At 69.0% G+C, this 22,186-nt stretch carries 15 protein-coding genes; 8 read left to right on the top strand and 7 right to left on the bottom strand.

Annotation, left to right across the window (positions count from 1 at the left end; translation table 11 throughout):
* Positions 1 to 106 precede the first annotated feature (106 nt).
* The 6 genes from OG966_RS04275 (at position 107) to OG966_RS04250 (ending at position 9,751) form a co-directional block, all read left to right on the top strand.
* Entirely contained in the window at positions 107 to 1,393 is a 1,287-nt protein-coding gene (locus OG966_RS04275; protein ID WP_326648017.1) for an ABC transporter substrate-binding protein, read from the top strand.
* 12 nt (positions 1,394 to 1,405) lie between these two features.
* Entirely contained in the window at positions 1,406 to 2,377 is a 972-nt protein-coding gene (locus tag OG966_RS04270; RefSeq protein WP_326648016.1) for a carbohydrate ABC transporter permease, read from the top strand.
* Positions 2,374 to 3,234 (top strand): carbohydrate ABC transporter permease, encoded by an 861-nt coding sequence (locus tag OG966_RS04265; RefSeq protein ID WP_326648015.1) that lies wholly within the window; start codon positions 2,374 to 2,376, stop codon positions 3,232 to 3,234. The genes OG966_RS04270 and OG966_RS04265 overlap by 4 nt, the downstream gene beginning before the upstream one ends.
* A 54-nt stretch (positions 3,235 to 3,288) precedes the next feature.
* Positions 3,289 to 4,545, top strand: a complete 1,257-nt coding sequence (locus OG966_RS04260; RefSeq protein WP_326648014.1) for a glycoside hydrolase 5 family protein — start codon at positions 3,289 to 3,291, stop codon at positions 4,543 to 4,545.
* A 124-nt stretch (positions 4,546 to 4,669) separates the two neighbouring features.
* Complete coding sequence (locus tag OG966_RS04255; protein ID WP_326648013.1) at positions 4,670 to 6,691, top strand: endo-beta-N-acetylglucosaminidase; 2,022 nt, start codon at positions 4,670 to 4,672, stop codon at positions 6,689 to 6,691.
* 30 nt (positions 6,692 to 6,721) lie between these two features.
* A complete protein-coding gene (locus tag OG966_RS04250; RefSeq protein WP_326648011.1) occupies positions 6,722 to 9,751 on the top strand; it encodes an alpha-mannosidase in 3,030 nt (1,009 codons plus the stop codon).
* 48 nt (positions 9,752 to 9,799) lie between these two features.
* Here OG966_RS04250 and OG966_RS04245 read toward each other — a convergent pair whose 3' ends face one another.
* The 3 genes from OG966_RS04245 to OG966_RS04235 all read right to left on the bottom strand — a co-directional run bounded on the left by OG966_RS04245 (position 9,800) and on the right by OG966_RS04235 (position 15,518).
* Positions 9,800 to 10,999, bottom strand: a complete 1,200-nt coding sequence (locus OG966_RS04245; protein WP_326648010.1) for a lactonase family protein — start codon at positions 10,997 to 10,999, stop codon at positions 9,800 to 9,802.
* 119 nt (positions 11,000 to 11,118) lie between these two features.
* Positions 11,119 to 14,421 carry a GH92 family glycosyl hydrolase gene (locus tag OG966_RS04240; RefSeq protein ID WP_326648008.1) on the bottom strand — a complete coding sequence of 1,101 codons (3,303 nt, stop codon included), beginning with the start codon at positions 14,419 to 14,421 and terminating at the stop codon, positions 11,119 to 11,121.
* A 503-nt stretch (positions 14,422 to 14,924) separates the two neighbouring features.
* Positions 14,925 to 15,518, bottom strand: coding sequence for a glycoside hydrolase family 20 zincin-like fold domain-containing protein (locus OG966_RS04235; RefSeq protein WP_326648007.1), 594 nt, complete (start codon positions 15,516 to 15,518; stop codon positions 14,925 to 14,927).
* A gap of 522 nt (positions 15,519 to 16,040) precedes the next feature.
* Between OG966_RS04235 and OG966_RS04230 the strand changes: the two genes are divergently transcribed.
* Positions 16,041 to 17,231, top strand: a complete 1,191-nt coding sequence (locus OG966_RS04230) for a caspase family protein (RefSeq protein WP_326648006.1) — start codon at positions 16,041 to 16,043, stop codon at positions 17,229 to 17,231.
* Positions 17,232 to 17,538: 307 nt separating this feature from the next.
* Positions 17,539 to 17,700: a hypothetical protein gene (locus tag OG966_RS04225; RefSeq protein ID WP_326648005.1), complete on the top strand. Its 162-nt coding sequence runs from the start codon at positions 17,539 to 17,541 to the stop codon at positions 17,698 to 17,700.
* Positions 17,701 to 17,813: 113 nt separating this feature from the next.
* Here OG966_RS04225 and OG966_RS04220 read toward each other — a convergent pair whose 3' ends face one another.
* The 4 genes from OG966_RS04220 to OG966_RS04205 are packed head-to-tail and all read right to left on the bottom strand — an operon-like array spanning position 17,814 to position 22,130.
* Entirely contained in the window at positions 17,814 to 18,566 is a 753-nt protein-coding gene (locus OG966_RS04220) for an amino acid ABC transporter ATP-binding protein (RefSeq protein ID WP_406733751.1), read from the bottom strand.
* A 5-nt stretch (positions 18,567 to 18,571) separates the two neighbouring features.
* On the bottom strand, positions 18,572 to 19,477 hold the full coding sequence (locus OG966_RS04215; protein ID WP_406733035.1) for an amino acid ABC transporter permease: 906 nt from the start codon (positions 19,475 to 19,477) through the stop codon (positions 18,572 to 18,574).
* Between the two features lie 26 nt (positions 19,478 to 19,503).
* On the bottom strand, positions 19,504 to 20,445 hold the full coding sequence (locus tag OG966_RS04210) for an ABC transporter substrate-binding protein (RefSeq protein ID WP_326648002.1): 942 nt from the start codon (positions 20,443 to 20,445) through the stop codon (positions 19,504 to 19,506).
* Between the two features lie 59 nt (positions 20,446 to 20,504).
* Complete coding sequence (locus tag OG966_RS04205) at positions 20,505 to 22,130, bottom strand: aminotransferase class I/II-fold pyridoxal phosphate-dependent enzyme (protein WP_326648001.1); 1,626 nt, start codon at positions 22,128 to 22,130, stop codon at positions 20,505 to 20,507.
* Positions 22,131 to 22,186: the final 56 nt, after the last annotated feature.

Here is a 22,186-nt window from a genome sequence, read left to right as displayed (position 1 = left end):
GCACTAATGTTGGCGAGCTGGCATTAGTTCCAGCGAATGTATTGACGTGGCCAACGGTTCACTTGCAAGGTCTGCACGACTGGTCCGAGCAAAGGAGCCGTTCACCGTGCGCATTCCCCGCAGGGCACTCGCCGCTGCCGCCGTCCTCGCCACCGTCCTGCCGCTCAGTGCCTGCGGCGGCGGATCCGGCGCCGACTCGTCCGATGCCTCCGGCAAGGTGGACGGCAGGATCACCTTCCAGACCTGGAACCTGCAGGCCAACTTCAAGGACTACTTCAACGGAGTCATCGCAGCCTTCGAGAAGAAGTACCCGGGCACCGAGGTGAAGTGGGTCGACCGGCCCGCGGAGGGCTACGCCGACAAGATCAGCGCCGATGCCGCCGGCAATACGCTGCCCGACGTCGTCAATGTCTCCCCGGACCTGGTGGCCCCGCTGGCCAAGGCCGGGCTCGCGCTCGATCTCGACAAGGCGGCGTCGAAGTACCGCGAGGAGTATCTGCAGGGCGCCTGGCAGAGCCACCGCATACCGGGCATCGACGGCATCTACGCCTTCCCCTGGTACCTCAACACCGGCCCGCTCTTCTACAACAAGCGTCTCTTCAAGGACGCCGGACTCGATGCCGAGAAGCCCCCGAATACCTACGGCGAGGTCTTCGACGCCGGGCTGAAGATGGCGGGGAAGAGCAAGGGGAAGATCGCGACCCTCGCGAACGTGCCCACCATCGAGGACTTCGGCCGCTACGGCGTGCCGCTGATGAACAAGGAAGGCACCGGCTTCGCCTTCAACGACGCCAAGGGCGTGGAACTCCTCACCCATTACAAGGAGTTGTACGACGCCAAGGCGCTCGATCCGCAGGCGCTGACCGCGACCCCCGAGTCGTCGGGCCACAAGTTCCTGACCGAGTCCGTCGCCATGAATCCGGGCAGCGCGCTGGATCTGGAGAACTTCAGGAAGCAGGCCCCGGGCCTCTACAAGAACATTGGGATCACCGACCAGGTCAGCAGCACGGGCAAGGCCAATATGTATGTCATGGGCGTCATGGTGAACTCCCGGTCCCGGCAGAAGCCCGCCGCCGTCGCGTTCGCCCACTTCGTGACGGACGCGACCCGTCAGATGGAGTTCGCCCGGAAGGTCGCCATCTTCCCGAGCACCGCGGGATCGCTCGACGACCCGTACTTCACCAAGGAGGACGGCACCGATGTGACCCGGGTGCGCATCGCGGCCGCCAAGTCCCTGAAGACGGCGGTCAATTACACACCGGCGCTGTTCAGCGAGCAGATGAAGACGGAGCTGCGCAACGCGGTCGCCCGGGCGCTGCAGGGCAAGCAGAGCCCCAAAGAAGCGCTTGACAACGCTGTCAATGCGTGTGACCGGCTGCTGCGGCAGAGCTGAGCCGATTCCGCGATGAAGACCTCCACCACCTCCGAGGCGATCTCGCCGGATCTCACCACGGCGGGCACGGCCGTCCGGAGCCCCGGCTCCGCCGGCCGCCGGCCCGCCCATGGGGTCAGGCGCCAACTTCCCTCCAGCCCTTGGCTGTTCGCGGCGCCAGGCCTCCTGATCGTCGGCGCCTTCAGCCTGTATCCGTTCTTCAGCACCCTGGTCAACGCCTTCACCGACCGCCGCACCCTGGTCCCCGGCCAGTACGTGGGCCTCGCCAACTTCCGGGAACTGCTCGACGACGAGATGTTCTGGATCGGGCTGCGCAACAGCACTCTGTACGTCCTCGGCGTTGTCCCCGCCCTGGTGATCCTGCCGCTGCTGCTGGCGATGCTCGTACAGCGGCACATCCCCGGCATCACCTTCTTCCGTTCGGCCTTCTACACCCCGGTCGTCGCCTCCATCGTCGTGGTCGGCCTGATCTGGGTGTGGATGCTCGACGACCGAGGACTGATCAACTCGGTTCTCGAGGCGGTCGGCGTCGGCAAGGTCGGCTTTCTCAGCGACCAGTGGCTGCTGCTCGGCAGCGCGATGGCGGTCACGGTCTGGAAGGGCCTCGGCTACTACATGATTATTTATCTGGCGGCGCTGGCCAACGTCCCCCGCGAACTGCACGAGGCCGCCGCCGTCGACGGAGCGGGCGCCGTACGCCGCTTCCGCACCGTCACCGTCCCCGCGGTCCGCTCCACCATGGTCCTCGTCGGCGCGCTCTCCTCGGTCGCCTCTTTCAAGGTCTTCTCCGAGGTCTATCTGATGGCGGGTCCCAGCGGCGGTCCGGCCGGCGAGGACACCACGCTCGTGATGCTCGTCCAGCGCGTCGGCACCGGTCTGACCGGCCGCGTCGGCTACGCCTCCGCCATCTCGGTGGTCGTCTTCGTGGTTACCGTCGCGCTGATGCTGCTGGTGCTCCGCGCCGACCGCAAGGAGGACGCATGAGCCTCACGAAGATCACGGACGCGGACGGCAGGCGCATCCCCGGCTGGCAGCTCGTACTCCGTTACGGTTTGCTGCTCGCCGTACTGGCGCTGACCGTCGGGCCTTTCCTGTGGCAGCTGTCCACCTCGCTCAAGGGCCCGCACGAGGACATCTTCAGCTCACCGCCGACATTCCTGCCGGGCGAGCCGACACTGGACAACTACGCGCGCGTCGCCCGCACCATCCCGGTCTGGGACTACGCGCTGAACTCGCTGAAGGTCGCCGCCGCCAATGTGCTGACCAACTGCGTCGGCTCCGCACTGGCAGGCTATGCCCTCGCCCGGATGCGCTACCGCGGACGCAGGGCCGCGACCCTGGTGTTCATCCTCGCGATGCTCGTCCCCGTCGAGGGCATCATCATCGCCCAGTTCACCACCATGCGGGACCTCGGCCTGAACAACACCCTGATCGCCGTGCTCCTGCCCGGCTGCATCGCCGCGATGAACGTCCTGCTGATGCGCAACGCCTTCCTGAACCTCCCGCACGAGGTGGAGGAGGCGGCATTCGTCGACGGGGCCACCGCATGGCAGCGGTTCCTGCGCATCGCCCTGCCGTCGGTCAAGGGCACTCTCGCCGTCGTCGCCATCTTCGCCTTCATGGGCGCCTGGGACGACTTCCTGTGGCCCCTGATCGTCCTCAGCGACCCGGAGAACTTCACCCTGACCATCGGCCTGAACTATCTGCACGGCACCTTCGCCAACGATGAACGACTCGTCGCCGCGGGCACGGTCATCGCCGTACTCCCGCTGATCGTTCTCTTCGCCTGTCTCCAGCGCTTCTTCTTCCGCGGTGTCGGCGAGGGCGCCGTCAAGGGCTGACCTGCCCGGCTCCGATCGGAGTGCCGCACCACAGAACCGGGACACCCCATCCGTATGAGCTCTTCCGTGCCGCGCTTCGGCGCCAACTACACGCCCAGCCAGGGGTGGTTCCACCACTGGCTGGACTTCGACCCCGACGCCGTACGCGCCGATCTGGACTCGATCGCAGGCCTCGGCCTCGACCACATCCGGGTCTTCCCGCTCTGGCCGCTCTTCCAGCCCAACCGGACCCTCATCCGCCCGTGCGCCGTCGAACAGCTCGTACAGCTTGCCGACGCGGCGGCCGAACGCGGTCTGGACGTCAACGTCGACGGCCTGCAGGGGCACTTGTCGAGCTTCGACTTCCTGCCCGCATGGACCCGGACCTGGCACCGGCGGAACATGTTCACCGACCCCGATGTCGTATCGGGACAGGCCGAGTACCTCCATACGCTCGCGGCCGCGCTCGCCGACCGGCCGAACTTCATCGGCATGACCGTCGGCAACGAGGTCAACCAGTTCTCCGACGGCCCGCACCCCGACCCGGACCGCATCTCGGCCGAACAGGCCGGGAGTTGGCTGCGGCGGCTGCTGGACGCCTGCGAGGCCGGGGCGCCCGGCAGGCTCCATCTGCACGCCGAGTACGACGCGGCCTGGTACCAGGACGACCACCCGTTCACGCCCGCGCACTCGGCACGCATCGGCGCCGTGACCGCCGTGCACTCCTGGGTCTTCAACGGCACCGCCCAGCGGCACGGCCGTACGGGAGTTGCGACCGAGCACCACGCCGCCTACCTGATCGAGCTCTCCAAAGCCTGGGCTCTCGACCCGCACCGGCCCGTATGGCTGCAGGAGGTCGGCGCACCCGCGCCGCTCGTCCCGGCCGAGCACGCCGCCCACTTCACCGAAGCGACCGTGGCGCACGCGCTGGACTGCCAGGACGTCTGGGGAATCACCTGGTGGTGCTCCCACGATGTGTCCCGCTCGCTCGCGGACTTTCCCGAACTCGAGTACAGCCTCGGTCTGTTGACCAACGACCGGCGGATCAAACCGGCCGGCCGCGCGATCGCGCGCATCGTCGAGGAGTGGCGGGGGAAGGAACACAGTCCCGCGCCGCGCACCACCGCGCTCGTCGTCGACACCGGTGACGAGGAGACGGCGCCCCGGCGATCCACCTGCGCACCCGGTGGCGCCTTCTTCGAGGCCTTCGCCCGGCTCACGGGGGAGGGCGTCCGGCCCACGGCCGTCCTCGCCGGCTGCGCGGAGGACAAGGAGCATCTTGCTGCACGCGGCATCACCGAAGTGGTAACCCCGGGGCAGGTCGGCGCATGACCTTTCCCCGTCCCGCCTTTTCCCGTAACTGGGGCTCCGCCCCAGACCCCGCTCCTCAATCGCCGGAGGGGCTGAATATCAGCCCCTCCGGCGATTGAGGACAGGTCGAGAAACGGAGCGCACCATGACCCCACACCTCAGCCGACGCGGACTTCTGCTGGCCTCGGCGGCGGCAGCCGTGACCCCGGCCCTCTCGCCGCGCATGGCATCCGCCGCGACGAAAGCAGCCGCCGGAACACCGTACGCCTCCTACTGGTACCCCGACTCGTTCCCCTCGGGCACCCCGGGCCAGGGCATCACCTGGCGCAGCCTCAAGGCATGGCGCGCCGAGGACGACACGGACCTTGCGTTCAACAAGTCCGCAGTGCCGCTCGCCCGGCGGTTCACGCCCACGCCGGTCAACGCCACCGCACGAGGCGGGCAGGCGCGCATCCAGTCACTTGTCTCCTTCGGACCCACCGCCGGCAACCCCTCCCAGGGCGCGGCCACCGCCGACTACTACGCCCTCACCCACTGGTCCTACCTGGACGAGCTGGTCTTCTGGGGCGGCTCGTCGGGGGAGGGCCTGATCCTCGCGCCCAACGCCCCGATCGTGGACGCGGCACACCGTCACGGTGTACCCGTCCTCGGCAATGTCTTCCTGCCGCCCGTGGCCTACGGCGGCGATCTGCGCTGGACCCGGGACCTCGTCCAGAAAGACTCCTTCGGCAGATTCCCGCTCGCCGAGCGGCTCGTCGCGGTTGCGACGGCGTACGGATTCGACGGCTGGTTCATCAACGCGGAGACCGGCGGCGGCAACGGCACACTCGCGGCCGACATGCTCGGCTTCGTACAGGAGCTGAAGTCTCTGGGCACGCCGAAGGGGCTGCGCGTCTGCTGGTACGACTCGATGACCGTGAACGGCTCGGTGAACTGGCAGGGCGCGCTGAACGACCGCAACAAGGCGTTCTTCCGGGCCGCGGACACCATGTTCGTCGACTTCCGCTGGTCGCGGTCCTCGCTGGCGTCCTCCGGGCAGATCGCCCAGCAACTCGGGCGCAGTCGCTACGAGTTGTGGGCGGGCGTCGACGTCGAGGCGAACGGCTGGAACAGGCCGGTCGACTGGGACGCCATCATCCCGGAGAACACGGCCGACATCGTGTCGCTGGGCTTCTACCGTCCCGAATGGACCCGCAACCACCTGCCCGCGGACCGCACCCCGGCCCAGTTCCACGCCGCCGACGACCGGTTCTGGAGCGGACAGTCGCTCGACCCTTCGCGACCCGCCACCGGCGAGGCCTGGCGGCCTCCGGCGCGCGCCGTCGCCGACCGTTCGACCGTCGACACCGTGCCCTTCGCGACCACCTTCAACACCGGCCACGGACTGCGCTGGTACGAGAGCGGCAAGGTGACGTCGGAGACGCAGTGGAACCACCTCGGCGTCCAGGACCGCCTCCCGTCCCGCCAATGGGTGGTGCGCACCGGCGGCCAACGCCCCTCGGTCACCCATGACTTCGCCGATGCCTGGCACGGAGGCAGCAGCCTGCTGGTCGACGGCTCGCTCACTGCGCCCACCACGGTGGACCTGTACGCGACCAGGCTCGCCCTCACCCCGGACACGGTCGTCGAGCTCACCCACCGCGCCGACGCCGGCCGGGTCACCGTCGAGCTCGCGGTCGCCGTGGCCGAGCCCTCGGGGCCGGGCGCCCCCATTCCGTACAGCTACCTCCCCGTGGGTACCGCCGGCCCGGGCAGCGGCTGGACCACCTCGACCGTGCGACTGAACAGCCTGACCGGGACCGTACGCGCGCTCGGTGTCCGGCTCACCGCGAGCAGCGGACCCGTGAAATGGCGGCTCGGCGCCCTGGCCGTCCGCGACAAGGACGCAGAGAGCCCCGCCGCCCCGGCCGATCTGAGGATCACCGCCACCACAGGCAGCGATTTGCGCTTCGTCTGGCAGGGCGCCCCGGGGCCGGTTCGTCACTACACACTGCACCGCGTCCTGCCCGACGGGACACGGCGCTTCCTCGGGGCAACCTGCCAGCGAGCCTTCTTCGTCCCCGGACCGAAACCCGAACAGGGTGAGCGGTCGGCGCGGTTCGAACTGCGCGCGGTCGGGGAGCTCTACACCACATCGACCCCCGCGAACGCGGTCCACCCCGGGTAACCACCACCGACACCTTCGGAGCAGCCCCACATGCATGACGACCGCAGCCTCGTCGAAGCCCGCCTCCGGCGCGTCCTCGACGAGCGCATCCGCCCCGCCGTCCACCCCGAGTCCGTACCGCTGGAGGTGGCCGTCTGGAACGCGCCGGGCGAGCCCGTCCCGGTCGCCGAAGGACTCGCCGCCTCACCAGGGCCGATCACGGTCGGCGACATGTGGGGCGCTCCGTGGGGAACCAGCTGGTTCCGGGTCACCGGTACCGTGCCGGCCGCGTGGGCCGGGAAGACGGTGGAGGCGATCCTCGACCTCGGCTTCGACGAGAACATGCCGGGGTTCCAGTGCGAGGGCCTCGTCTACCGGGCCGACGGCACCCCGGTGAAGGGACTCAATCCGCGCAACCAGTGGGTACGCATCGGCGCGCCCGTCGAAGGCGGCGAGGAGGTGCGTCTCCACATCGAGGCCGCCTCCAACCCTGTGATCCTCGACTACCGCCCCTTCCTGCCGACGCGGCTCGGCGACAAGGAGACCGCGGGCACCGACCCGCAGTACACCCTGACCCGCATGGATCTCGCCGTCTTCGACGAGACCGTGTGGCAGCTGGTCCTGGACCTGGAGGTGCTCGGCGAGCTGATGCAGGAGCTGCCCGAGGAGGGCGCCCGCCGCTGGGACATCCTGCGGGCCGTGGGCCACGCCCTCGACGCGATCGACCTCCATGACGTGAACGGCACCGCTGCCGCGGCCCGTTCCTGCCTCGAAGAAGTGCTCTCCACCCCCGCCGGTCCATCGGCGCACCGGATCAGCGCGATCGGCCACGCCCATATCGACACCGCCTGGCTGTGGCCGCTGCGCGAGACGGTACGCAAGGTCGCCCGTACGACGTCCAACATGACGGCTCTTCTCGAGGACGAGCCGGAGTTCATCTTCACCATGTCGCAGGCGCAGCAGTTCGCCTGGATCAAGGAGCACCGGCCCGAGGTCTACGCCAAGGTCAAGGAGGCCGTGGCGCAGGGGCGGTTCGTGCCGGCGGGCGGCATGTGGGTCGAGTCCGACACGAACATGCCGGGCTCGGAGGCGATGGCCCGTCAGTTCGTGCACGGGAAGCGGTTCTTCCTGGACGAGTTCGGCATCGAGAACGACGAGGCCTGGCTGCCCGACACCTTCGGCTTCGCGGCCGGACTCCCGCAGATCATCAAGGCGGCCGGCTCCAAGTGGCTGCTGACACAGAAGATCTCGTGGTCGCAGACGAACAAGTTCCCGCACCACACATTCCGGTGGGAGGGTATCGACGGAACCCGGATCTTCACGCACTTCCCACCGGTCGATACGTACAACTGCTCGATGAGGGGCAGCGAGATCGCCCACGCGGCGAAGAACTTCAAGGACAAAGGCTTCGCCCGTCACTCCCTCGCACCGACCGGCTGGGGCGACGGAGGCGGCGGCACCACCCGCGAGATGGTCGCCAAGGCGGCCCGGCTGCGCGACCTCGACGGCTCGGCGACCGTCCGGTGGGAGACCCCCACGGAGTTCTTCACCAAGGCGGAGGCCGAATACCCGAACGCGCCCGTCTGGGTCGGCGAGCTCTACCTGGAACTGCACCGTGCCACGCTCACCAGCCAGGCGAGGACCAAGCAGGGCAATCGCCGCAGCGAACATCTGCTGCGCGAGGCCGAACTGTGGGCCGCCACCGCTGCCGTCCGGACCGGATTCCCATACCCGTACGAGGAGTTGGACCGGATCTGGAAGACGGTGCTGCTGCACCAGTTCCATGACATCCTGCCGGGCTCGTCCATCGCCTGGGTGCACCGGGAGGCCGAGAGGACATACGGTGTGCTCGCCGAGGAGCTGAACGGCATCATCGACGCGGCGCAGCGCGCGCTCGCGGGCGGCGGAACCGGGAGCCTCGTCTTCAACTCCGCACCGCACGAACGGCACGGTGTCGCGGGCGGCGGTGCCGCGGTGGCGGCTGTCGGCGGCAGTACCCAGGTGTCCCCGCGCGAGGACGGCGGATTCCTCCTCGACAACGGCCTGCTTCAGGTCGAGATCGACGGACGAGGCCTGGTGACGTCCGCGTACGACATCGGCGCGGAGCGCGAGGCGGTGGCGCCCGGCGAGGTGGCGAATCTGCTGCAGATCCACCCCGACTTCCCGAACATGTGGGACGCGTGGGATGTCGACGCGTTCTACCGCAACACCGTCACGGATCTGACGGGCACGGACGAGATCACCCCTGTCGTGACCGGCACATCGGCGGCGGTGCGCGTCGTCCGCAGCTTCGGCGGCTCGAAGGTCACCCAGCTGCTGACCCTGCCGGCGGGCGCCAAACGCCTCGACATCGACACCGAGGTCGACTGGCATGAGACGGAGAAGTTCCTCAAAGCGTCCTTCCCGCTGGACATCCACGCCGAGCGCTATGCGTCGGAGACCCAGTTCGGTCATTTCCACCGGGCCACGCACACCAACACCAGTTGGGAGGCGGCCAAGTTCGAGGCCTGCAACCACCGGTTCGTGCACATGGAGGAGCCCGGCTGGGGCGTCGCGCTCGTCAACGACTCGACGTACGGCCACGACGTCACCCGTACCGTCCGCGCGTCCGACTCCGGAACGACGACCACGCTCCGCGTCTCGCTGCTGCGTGCCCCGCGCTTCCCCGACCCGGAGACCGACCAGGGCGTGCACCGATTCCGCCATGCCCTCGTGCCGGGCGCGACGATCGGCGACGCGGTCCGCGAGGGCTTTGGCATCAACCTCCCGGAGCGGCGGGTCGCGGGCGACAGGGAGGTGACCCCGCTGGTGTCGGTGGACAACGACGCTGTCGTCATCTCCGCGGTGAAGCTGGCGGACGATGCGAGCGGCGATGTCGTGGTACGCCTCTACGAGTCCCGGGGCGGTCGCGCCCGGGTCGGCGTCACCGCCGGATTCCCCTCCGTCGAAGCAACGGCGACCGATCTGCTGGAGCGACCGTCGGCCGATACGCCGCAGCTGGAACTGGACGGGAGCGTGGTGAAGTTGACTTTGCGTCCGTTCCAGCTGATCACGCTGCGCCTGGCGCGCTCGGGGGAGTGACCGCACTCGGCGGCCGCCACCGAACAGCCGTGTGAACAGCGCCGCGGGTCAATACAGCTCGAGCGGCAGTGCGCAGACGGCAACCGGGGAGCTGAACGGGCTTCCCACGGGCCGTAGTTCACCACCGCAGTGATCCACCTGGAAGACGCTGACCGAGCTGGACCGCTGGTTCGCGGCGAAGAGCAGGTTCTCGCTGGGGGACAGGGCGATGTGCCGGGGGAAGTCGCCGCCCACCGGTACCGTCCCCAGCAGCCGCAGCCGGGACCCGCCGCCCTCGATCGCGTAGCGGGTCAGGCTGTTGTGGCCGCGATTGGCGAGGAAGGCGTACCGGCCGTCGCCGGTCACGACCAGCTGCGCCGGATAGCTTGTGCCGGGCCCGGCGCCGGTCGGCGCAGGAGCGCCCGGCGTGAGCCGTCCGGTGGCGGGGTCGTAGGCGCAGACGACGACGGTGTTGTCCACCTCGTTGGCCAGGTAGGCGAACCGGCCGGCGGGGTGGAAGGTGAGATGCCGGGGGCCCGCACCCGGCCTGAGGCTCGCGTACGAGACCCGGGTGAGCGAGCCTCGCGAGGTGTCGAGCCGATAGGTGTAGACCGTGTCATTGCCCAGGTCGACGGCGAGTACGTGAGCGCCGTCCGGGCTGGTGACGATCTGGTGGGCGTGCGGTCCATCCTGGCCGGGGCCGGGCGGCGGCGTGGAATGAGTGACGAGGGCCGTACGTGCGCCGAGTGCGCCGGAGGCGTCGATCGGGTGCACGGCCACGCTGCCGGAGAGGTAGTTGGCGCTGAGCAGCCAGTGCCCGCTGGGGTGCACGGAGAGATGGCAGGGGCCCGCGCCACCGGTTGGGCGAGTGCCCAGCACATGGTGGTGACCGTCGGGGGACAGCCTGACGGCCGTCACACCGCCCTCCTGCTGCTCGTTCACGGTGTACAGGGTGCGGCGGGAGGGGTGAACGGCGAGGAAGGAGGGATCACTGACGCCGGAGAGCGTTCCGGTGGCGGTGATCCGACCCGTCACGTCGTCGTACGTGGCGAGGCCGATACCGCTGCCGCCGCCCGCGACCGAGGTGTACGCGCCCAGGAACAGCGGGCGCGTTCCACGGGGGCGTGCCTCCGCCGCGGCGGGCAGCGCAGGGCCGGCCGCCGGGCCCACGGCGACGCTCGCCGCGGCGGTCGCGACGGCGCCGATGAACCGGCGGCGGCTGGTGCCGCCGACTGCCTCTGTCCCGGTCCGTCCTGCCGTGCTGCTCATGCGATGCACCTCGGGTGGGGTCGGCTGCTACGGATGTGGCAGACACAGTGGCGCCTATCGTCCTCACACGCAAGTGCTGCAACTATGATTGCACTATGTGCAACGCGAGTTGGGATCGGTCAGGTCAGCGTGATCGCGTACACCTCGACCCGTGAGTCGTCCGGCAGCGTCACCGAGCGCAGTGTCTTCGCGCCGTCCAGCGGTGCTGTGTCACCGAACAGCCGTACCGACGGGCCGTCGACGCCCGGGCCATCCTTGATGCGGTGCGGCATGTCGAGGACGACAGTGCTGCCGGACGGCGTCCACCCGGCCCAGTCGCCGATGGTGACCGGCACGTCCGCGGTGCTGCCGTCCGTGTATCGAACGGTCAGTGTGGTGGCCACAGGACCGTTGTGGGATGAGGCGACCAGGTGCAGTGCGGAGCGGACGCCGGCGGGCAGCAGCAGCCCCTGGCCGCGTGCCTCGACGAAGTTCGGCGTGGTCCCCGTCGGGTCGGGCGCCTGGTACGGCACGCCGTTCCAGCTGACCGGGCCCGCCTTCGGCAGCAGGCCGGCGTCGTAACTCCAGCCGAGACCGTCGAAGTCGCCCTCGCCCGACCGGTCCTTCGTGGCCGTCCCGTCGTGGTTCATGGCACCGGTCAGGTCCACGGCACACTGTTCGTTCCCGGCGCCGGCGCAGCTCGCCGCCGGCCGCACCTCGACGGTGGCCGTGCGGACGACCGCCGGGATGCCCTGCGCCGCGACCGTGATCCGGACCGGGTACGAGCCGACCGCGGTCGCGGGCGGCACTGTGACCGCGAGCGGGACCGTCGTCTGCACCGGCAGAGTGCGGGACTTCACCGTCAGCTGTGAAGGCGCTTTCACGGCCCAGCCGGAGGGCGCCTTCGCCGCCAGGGACAGGCGTACATCGCCCGGCGACTGGGCCAGTACGTCCACCGCGAGATGCGCGGTCTGCCCGGTGTCGCTCGTCGGTACGGCGTCCGAGGCGGCCCGCAGTGAAGCGTCGAGGTGCCGGCGCCCGTCGGCGGCCGCCGCTCCGCCGACCGACGGGGGTTCGGCGTGGCGGCCCGTGCCCCACGCGGACGGTTCTGTGCCCAACTGGTGGGTCAGCCGCCCGCCGTGCGCGATCGCGTCCCAGCCCAGCCAGGTGGTGCGGATGTCCTTGCCGTTCAGGGCCACCTTCTGGACGTACCTCCGGTCGTCGCTCGCGCCGGGGGCCGTGAGTGTCAGCGTGCCGCCCTGCCCCCGGCCGTACTGTCCGATCCTGATGGTCGCCGACTCGAACTGCGGGCTGGAGAGCGCAAGGAAGTCGGCGCCGCTCATCGTCGGGTACAGACCGAGCGACGAGAAGACGTACCAGGCCGACATCGTGCCCAGATCGTCGTTGCCGGTCATGCCGTCCGGGCCGTTGGTGAAGAGCGTCATCGCCGCCCGTGTGACAGTCGCCGTCTTCGCGGGCGCGCCCGCCCACAGGTACATGTACGGGGCGTGCAGATCGGGCTCGTTGTTGGGGTTGTACGTGGGCTTGCCGTAGTAGTCGTACGGCTGCGAGATCCAGTCCTTGCGCGCGGTGCCCGCCGGGTCGGTGAGCAGCTTGTCGTGGACGAAGAACTCGTCGAGCCGCTTCTCGGTGGCCTTCCTGCCGCCCATCAGCGAGACAAGACCGGCCGGGTCCTGAGGCACCAGCCACTGGTACTGGTACGCGCCGCCCTCGTGGAACTGGTGGCCCGCCTCGACCGGGTCGTACGGCGTCACCCAGGTGCCCTGCGCGGTGCGCGGACGGAACTGGCCGACGGAGGAGTCCCACAGGTTGCGGTACCACCGGCCGCGCGCGGCGAACATCCCGGCGTCGGCCCGGTGACCCAGCCCGCCGGCCATCAGGGCGAGCGAGGCATCGGCGGCCGCGTACTCGAGGGTGGCCGATGCGGGGTGGTTGCAGTCGTTGTCGCCGCCCTTGTCCGCGCAGTCCTTGCCGAGGCCGAGACCCGAGGGGATATAGCCGCGCTCGCGGTAGAAGTCCACACCCGAGCGGCCGTTGTACGCGGAATCGGCGGGCGGAGTGCTGGTGGCGTTCTTCTTCAGCAGCGCGTACGCCTCCTCCTCGTGGCCGGTCAGCAGGCCCTTGGACCAGGCCTCGACGAGGAACGGCGTCACCGGGTCACCGGTCATGATGTTGGTCTCGCTGTTGGCGAGCGCCCAGCGCGGCAGCCAGCCGCCGTCCTTGCCGATCGCGACGACCGACAGCGCGACATCGCGGGCGACGCGGGGCTCAAGGAGTTCCAGGAGCTGGTTCTGCGGCCGGTAGGTGTCCCACAGGGAGAGATTCTGGTAGGGCGTGAAGCCGTTGGCCGTATGGGTCTTGCGGTCGAAGCCGGTGTAGCGGCCGTCCACATCGCCCGCCAGGTTCGGGTGCAGCTGTGCGTGATAGAGCGCCGTGTAGAAGGCGCTCTGCCGGTCACGCGAACCGCCGCCGATGGCGATGGAGCCGAGCTGCTCCTCCCAAGCGCGGTGCAGGGCGGCACGGGTGGCGTCGAAGTCGTACGAGTCGTTCGTCTCCGCCGCCAGATTCTTCCGGGCGCCTTCGACTCCGGTGTAGGACAGGCCGACCTTCATCACGACGTCCTTGTCGGCGGTCGCGTCGAAGGTCACCCAGGCGCCGTTGCCGCCTTCGCCGGCAGCGTCCCGGCCGCCCGGTTCCGGGGTCGAACCGCGCCAGGTGCCACGGGCCTCGAAGGGCCGGTCGAAGGTGGCGGTGAAGTAGACGGTGTGATCGTCCTTGCCGGCGCAGAAGTTGCCCGCGTGCACCCGGCCCTCGACCGTGCGGTCGCCGATGACGTGCACCTCGGAGTCGTACACCTTCTGGTTGGCCTTGCCGGTGTTGAACAGGACATTGGCGGCGCCGGTGGACGGGAAGGTGTAGCGCTGCCAGCCGGTGCGCCGCGTCGCGGTCAGCTCGGCATTGATGCCGTAGGACTTCAGGTTGACCCGGTAGTAGCCGGGCTCGGCCTTCTCGTCGTCGTGCGAATACGCCGAGCGGTAGTCGTCGGGGTCGACCCGGTCGACCGCCCCGGTGGTCGGCATGATCGGAAGCTCGCCCGCGACTCCGCAGCCGACGCCGGAGAGATGCGTCTGGCTGAAGCCGTGGATCTTGTCCTGCTGGTAGTCGTAGCCGCCCTGGCCGCCGGTGTCCGGACTCACCTGGACCATGCCGAAGGGGGCGCTCGCACCGGGGAAGGTGTTGCCGAAGTTCTGTGTGCCGACGAAGGGGTTGACCAGACCGGCCGGGTCGGCCGCGGGTGCCGGGGAAGGCACCGGCGCGGCGATGGCGGTCGCGGTGGCCGGTCCGCTCAGACCACCGGCCAGCAAGGTGGCGACCACCATCCGGACCGCTCTCGTACGAATCCAGCCGGATGACCGTCGCATGTGGCGCACCCCTCTCTGACAACGTTGTCTCATCGGCCCGGGAAAGATGTCATGGTCGCGCAAAGCATGTCAACGGCTCGGTCACGAGCCGTTGCAGGCGGCCGGCAGGCCTCGAATTCGTAGAGCGAACAGCCGAAGGAGGGCGCCCGGTCCAGCCCCTGTGAGCGCGGCGGCGTGCGCCACCTCCCGTCGCCGCGTCACGGTGCCGTCCACTGGACCACGATCCCGGGACCGAGATCCTGCGCGATGCGCGGCGTGCAGTCGATCCCGGGCGTCCCCAGTACCCGGTCGGCCCCAGCCGCAGCGGCTCAGCTCCGGGATGCGCCGCGGTGAACGCCTTCTGCGCGGCGTTGGCCAGATGTGCCTGGGCGCCGGCGGCTGCCGCCGGACCGTGCCGAAGGCCGCCCGGTCCTCCTCGCGGTTCCACCGCTGGTGGTCGATGTCGTCGAAGGCCGGGACGAAGCTGCGTACGCCCGGCTCCCACAGCGACTCGAACCTGGCAGTCAGCGCCGCGGCCTCGGACGCGAAGGCCAGTCGCGGATCACCATGCCCCGCAGCCGTAAGCCGCACACCAACTGACGCAGCGTCCGGGCGGCGTAGTACGTACCGGCAGCGTCCGCGCCGCTCAACACGATCCGGTCGCGGCCGTCCCGGCCCCGGCCGACCGCGAGCACGTACCCTTCGGCAGCCATGGTCTCCGAGCCCTGCACACCCAGAGCGCGCAGCGCGCACGCGGTGGCGGCGTTCTCCTTGTGCCCGCCCACATGGACGGTGAGCCGGGAGCCGCGTACGGAAGTGAGGTCGTCGACCTGATGGATCGTGCCCACTCCGGCGTCGCGCAGCACTTCCCGGACCACGGCGAGCGCGGCGGCGTCGGTCGACGGACCTCCCACGAGTGTCACGACCTGTGGGATGCGCACCTCTTCCGGCCGGCTCTTCGCCGATCGGGGCTTGGGGTGCACGGGCAGAGTGCAGTCCGCCTCGTCTGCGGAGGTGTCGTTGGTGGCCGCGGAGGCGACGTCGGCCGGGGTGAGCAGGGTCAGCATCATCGCGACGGCATGAGCGCCACGGGAACGCCAACTGGGCCTGAATGCCATGGATGTTGATCCGTTCGCCATCGCCGAACCGCCTCCTCGTCGATATCCCGGTAAGACAGGACTGGACCACTGACTGACATCGTTGTCAAGATGGCCGATAACGGTGCTCTGCATGGAGATCTGCTTTCCAGGGGGCCGGACCGTGAGACTGCGTCGGCTGTCCACAAGAGATGCCTGGTGAGAGGTTTGCCGGTCTTCGTCCGCCCGGACCGCCGTCTCCGGAATCCGATTTTCGTACGCAGGGTCGCCGACGATCCGGACCATAAGCGCTCGTGACGCACAGCCGCCTTGAGGCGGTCTTCGGCGCCGGCAGGCGAACGTCGGCGTTCCCCTGGGCCTCGAGCCGGCTACTCGTCCCGTCCCGGCGGATGGTGGTGTTCTCAGCCGCCACCGTCTCCGAAATCGTTGCCGATTGGACAGGACGCTTCCCGTATCAGCTTATGCATTGGAAGAAATGTTCCCAATTGGCCTGCGGTGCAAGCCTGCGGGGAGCGCGCGCGGAACAGGTGGACGGCCGGTGCCGTGGCGCGAGCGGAGGATGAATGGCCGGGGTTCGCGATCCACCTCGATGAGAACGTCGGCCCTCCCTGCACCCACGCGATGGTCATCGGGGTGGGCAAGTATCCGCACCTCGCAGGCGGCGAGACGCCCACGGCCAACTCGGACGGTATGCGGCAACTCTCCTCGCCGCCGCTCTCCGCCCGCGCGTTCGCGACGTGGCTTCTCGCCGAATACGACGGCCCGCAAAAGCCGTTGGGCAGTCTCGCGCTGCTCCTGAGCGAGGACGCGCCTGTTCCGTTCATGAATCCGAGGACGGGAACGGCCCACGACATCGAGGTCGCCAACATCGACAACATCTTCGAGGCGGTCAAGGAGTGGAACGCCCGCGGCCAGAGCCATGACGACAACCGTCTCATCTTCTACTTCTGCGGCCACGGTGTCTCGCAGGGGGACGACATGGCCCTCCTTGCCTCTGACGTCTTCGCAGACAAGGACAACCCGCTCAACGGCGCACTGAACTTCAAGGAGCTGATGAACGGGCTCAAGAAGTGCAGAGCCGGCCAGCAGGTGTTCTTCGTGGACGCCTGCCGGGCCAACTCCGACGTTCTCATCGAGCAGGCCGGCAACTTCGCCGGCCGGGTGCCACTCGCAGCCGGGACCCGTCCGACGGGTTTCGTCAGGCGCCTGCACATTCCCTATTACGCCACCCTGGACGGCGAGCGGTCCCACGCACGTCCTGGCCAGGTCAGCCTGTTCACCGAGGCGCTGCTCAAGAGCCTGACAGGCCCCGGCAGCGACAACACCGAAGGTGACTGGCGCGTCATCACATCCCGCCTGCACGAGGCGATCGACCACTTCATGAAGCAACCGCAATTCGCCGGTGCGATCGCGGGCGTCCAGGTGCCGACGGTCGGCGAGATGCCCGTCTTCGACCTCCATCAACTACGTGAGGTGCCGATCGTCCCGGTCTATGTCGGCTGCTCCCCGCCCCACGACAACGCCACCGCCGAATTCACCTGTCGTCAGCCGGGCCGCGCGGACCTACGACGCACGGCGGCCGACACCGACGGCGAGAACCCGGACAGCGAGTGGTCCCTCGAGCTGGCGTTCGGGCTCTATGAGGTCGAGGCGAAGGTCAGTGCCCAGGACGTACGGACCAAGTCGATCGAGGCGCGCCCCCCGTTCCGTCGCATTGGACTGGTCAAGCCATGAGCGCGACTCTCGGCGTGAGCGTCTTCCTCACCACCGTCGAGGACGACCTCGCCGGTGGCGTCAACATCGTCGGCGACATCTACCCGGCCGGTGCCACCGGCGCGGGGCGGCGCAACATCCTGATCCCCTGCGGGATTTCGGTCACTCCGGAGCGATACCAGGTCACGGCGGGACGCTACGTCGTCTCGGCGACGCTGCCGTCAGGTGCCGTGCTGACAGAGGACGTCGAAGCGCGGGAAGGCGAGGAAACGCTCGTGTCCCTCGACGTGTCGGACTCGCCGTACACGCACATCCCAACGAGACCGCCATGGCGCGGATCCTCAAGCACGGCGGCTCGGAGAAGGAGATCGTCTTCAACTATCGCTCGCGCGCGGCGTTGTGGGACCTGGACGGTCTGAAGGAGAGGTTCGGTTATACCGTTCTCGCGCCGTCGGAGACGGAAGACGGCTTCATCACAGTGGAGTTCTGACTGCCTACCGGTCCGTGGCCGGACCCACGACGCGAACGGCCGCCCGGCAGAACTGCTGCCGGGCGGCCCTGTTCAGGGACGCGGCACCGCTCGGTCGCAGTGCCCTGGATCGGTCACAGCACCTTCGAGAGGAAGGATTTGGTGCGGTCGTGCTGGGGGTTGTTCAGTACGTCGCGGGGGTGGCCGGACTCCACCACGACGCCGTCGTCCATGAAGACGAGGGCGTCGCCGACCTCGCGGGCGAAGCCCATCTCGTGGGTGACGACGATCATGGTCATGCCGTCCTCGGCGAGGCCGCGCATGACGTCCAGGACGTCACCCACCAGCTCCGGGTCGAGGGCGGAGGTGGGCTCGTCGAAGAGCATCAGCTTCGGTTCCATCGCCAGCGCGCGGGCGATGGCGACGCGCTGCTGCTGGCCGCCGGAGAGCTGCGACGGATAGTTCCTGGCCTTGTCCGACAGGCCCACCCGGTCCAGCAGCCGCTCCGCGCGGGCCCGGGCCACGGCCTTCGACTCGCCCTTGACCTGGATCGGGGCTTCCATGACATTCGCCAGAGCGGTCATGTGCGGGAACAGGTTGAAGCGCTGGAAGACCATGCCGATGTCCCGGCGCTGCGCCGCGACCTCGCTGTCCTTCAGCTCGTAGAGCTTGTCGCCCTTCTGCCGGTAGCCCACCAGCCGGCCGTCGACCGAGAGCCGGCCGGCGTTGATCTGCTCCAGGTGATTGATGCACCGAAGGAACGTGGACTTGCCGGAACCGGACGGGCCGACCAGGCAGAACACCTCACGCGGGGCGACCTCAAGATCGATGCCCTTGAGGATGTGCGCGGGACCGTAGGACTTGTGGACGCCCTCGGCCTTCACCATGGCGCTCATGCGACGCCTCCCTTCGGACGGCCGAACGCCAGATTGGCCTTGACCTTCTGCCACGGCGTCGGCGGCAGCTGCCGCAGCGATCCGCGGGCGTAGTAGCGCTCGACGTAGTACTGGCCGACGCTGAAGACGCTGGTCAGAGCCAGGTACCAGATCGAGGCCACCAGCAGCATCTCCATGACCGCGAACGACGTGGAGCCGATGTTCGTCGCCGCGCGGAGCAGTTCGTTGTACTGCACCGCGGACACCAGGGAGGAGGTCTTGAGCAGGTTGATGAACTCATTCCCGGTCGGCGGCACGATCACCCGCATCGCCTGTGGGAGCACGATCCGCCGCATGGTCTTGCCGGTGGGCATGCCCAGCGCGTGCGAAGCCTCGGTCTGGCCCTCGTCGACCGACTGGATGCCGGCCCGGACGATCTCGGCCATGTAGGCGCCCTCGTTCAGGCCCAGGCCCAGCAGGGCGACCACGAACGGGGTCATGACGTCGACCATCTCGTCCTTGTAGAACCCGAGGTTCAGGACGGGGAAGATCAGCGCGAGGTTGAACCAGAGCAGCAGCTGCACATACACCGGGGTGCCGCGGAAGAACCAGATGTACAGCCAGGACACCGCACCCGTCACCGGGTTCTTCGACAGCCGCATGACCGCGAAAACAATGCCCAGAATCAGGCCGATCAGCATCGACAGCACGCTGATCAGCACCGTGCGGCCCATGCCCGCCAGGATCCGGTCGTCGAAGACGAAGTCCCCGACCGTGCCCCAGTTGACGTCGCCCTGCGAGAACGAGTACACCAGCGTGCCCAGCAACGCCACCACGATCACGCCGGAAACCCAACGGCCCCAGTGGCGCACCGGAATCGCCCGGATCTCCTGCGGGGTCCGGTCAATTGGCTTACTCACCATGTCTTCCTCTCGGTGGAACGCAGTGGTCAGGAACCGGCGTTGACGGTCGCCTTGGTGACCGCGCCACTGGCGGCGTCCCATTTCGCGAGGACCTCTTTGTACGTGCCGTCCGCGATGATCGCGTCAACCGCTGCCTTCAGAGCGTCACGGAGCTGCGCGTTGTCCTTGTCGACGGCGATACCGAACGGACCGGCGTCGACCTGCTCGCCCACGACCTCGAACGCCTTGCCGCCGTCCGCCTTGCGGGACAGGTCCAGGGCCACCGGATAGTCGTTGACCCCGGCGACGGCGCCGCCGGACTTCACCCGGGTCTGGGCCTCCGCATCGGTGTCGAAGGACTCGATCTCGATGGCCGGCTTCGCGGCCTTCACGCACGCCTTCGACTGAGTCTGCACAGACTTCTCGAAGGTGGTCCCACGCTGTACGGCGGTCGGTCTGCCGCACAGATCCGCGATGGACTTGATGCCGAGCGGGTTGCCCTTCTCGACGTACACGGCCGTGCCGGCGACGAAGTAGTCCACGAAGTCGACGCCCTTGCCTGCCTTCTTGCCCTTCTCGTCCAGGCCCCGCTGACGTGCCTTGGTGTCGCTCATCGAGGAGATGACGACATCGTGGCGGCCGGAGTTCAGCGCGGTGATCAGGCCCTCGAAGGAGCCCGATGTGAACGCGAACTTCACGCCGAGCTTCTTGCCCAGTTCCGCGGCGATGTCGGGGTCCACCCCGACGATCCGGCCGCCCTCCTCGTACTCCATCGGGGCGTACTGGGCGTCCGTGCCCACTTTGATGACACCTGCCTGCCGGATGTCCGCCGGCAGCTTGTCGAAGAGCGGCGCGCTGCTCTTCCTGCCGCCGGCCTTCTCCTTCTCCGCGTCGGCGGTCTGGTTGCCGCAGGCGCTCAGCAGCAGGCCGGCCGAACACGCGGCGGCGACGGCCGTGAACGCACGGCGGCTCGGTATGCGTGCAGTCATGATCGAGTTCTCCATCGGTGAAGGGATGAGGGCGGGGGACAGAGGTGCGCGGCGGAGTGTCAGCCGGCCCGGGCGGCAGCGGTGGCGTCGGCGGCGTGCGACGGGTCGACGACGCGCATGCGCGAGACGCCCGGATCGACCGCGCCGCGTACATGGCCGCTCGGAGCCGACGCGGTGAGCTGCAGGAAGCGGACCGTCTCGGCGGTGATGACCTCGCCGGGCAGCACATTGGGGATGCCCGGCGGGTACGCGGCCAGCGTGTCGGCGGAGATGAGACCGACGGCCCTTGCGGCGGGCACCACGCGGGTGGGGCTCATGAAGGCCTCGCGGGCGGTGAGGCGGGAAGGTCCGGGCTGCGGCAGTGACAGCCGTAGCCGTTCGTAGGCATTCCCGGGACCGGCGTTCCCGGGACCGGCGTTCCCGGGACCGGCGTTCCCGGGACGGGTGCTTCCGGGACCGGTGCTTCCGGGACCGGCGCCGCCAAGAGGAGAAGGCAGGGCGTGCAGGGCCTCGATGAACCGGTCGGTGCCTGGGGCCGAACCGGCGCCGACCACCGCGACGATCGCCGAGTCGGTGGCGACCTCCACCATGATCCGGTGGTCGCGCGACAGTCGGCGGCGTGCCTCGTGGCCCGGGATTCCCCCGGCGCGGGTGTCGATGGCAATGCGCAGCGGATCGGCCGTCAGGATGTCGGGGAACCGTCCGAAGCCGTCGCTGACCACGGCGAACCGGCCGACGGAGCGGACCACCGCGCGTATCTCGTCCGCTGCCGCGACGGAGGCGCCGATGGCGTCACGGCCGGCCATCAGCGTCATCCGGGCCAGGTCGAGGGAGGCCAGCAGCAGCGCGCTCGAGCTCGTGGACTGCACCAGCCGGAACGCCCGGTCGATCAAGGGCTCGAGCACGTCCGCGAACGGTCCGTGCCCGAGGTGCAGCATCGCGGACTGGGTGAGGCTGCCGGCGAGCTTGTGCGTACTGGAGGTCACCAGGTCGGCGCCCTGCGAGAGCGCGTTACCGGGCAGGCGCGGATGGAATCCGAAATGCGCGCCCCATGCCTCGTCGACGATCAGCGGGATGCCCGCGCCATGAGCCACGTCGGCGAGGGCGCGTATGTCGGCGACCGCACCGAAGTAGCTGGGGGAGACAACATAGGCGGCCGCGGCATCGGGATGCCGGGCGATGGCCACGGCGAGATCCTCGGCCGTCACGCCATGGGCGATGCCCTGCTCGGTGTCGACGGACGGCTGGACGAAGGCGGCCTTCAGCCCGGACAGCACCAGACCGTCGATCACGCTGGAGTGCACGCTGCGCTGGACCACGAGGGTCCGTCCCAGAGCCGGGGTCACCAGGGACGCGATGTGGTTGCCCTGCGAAGCGCCGTTCGTCAGGAAGCACGTGCGTCGTGCCCCCCACGCCTGCGCGGCCAGGGCCAGCGCCTCGTCCATGGGCGTATCCGTACCGAGGTCGAGACCCTCGAGCAGCGGAGGGAAATCGAGGCGCAGCGACTCGGGCCCGAAGGTAGTGGCGAGCGGACCGAAGCTGTCGGCCTCGGCGGCGTGACCGGGGACGTTGAGGCGGAGCCAGCCCCGTCCGGCGTGGGTCCTGAGCGCCTCCGCGTACGGAGCGCGGCACTGTGCGGACACCGGCGGCGAGAGGTCGGGTACTGCTGTGGTTCTGGTGTTCACGTCGGTCAGCGTGCCAGCGCTGGACTCATAGAGGAATGCTGCAGTTCTCTGGGTAT

The sequence above is a fragment of the Streptomyces sp. NBC_01750 genome (assembly GCF_035918095.1).
Taxonomy (GTDB): domain Bacteria; phylum Actinomycetota; class Actinomycetes; order Streptomycetales; family Streptomycetaceae; genus Streptomyces.
The sequence above is the reverse complement of the archived record's forward strand: the minus strand, read 5'-3'. Positions and strand labels throughout refer to the sequence as shown.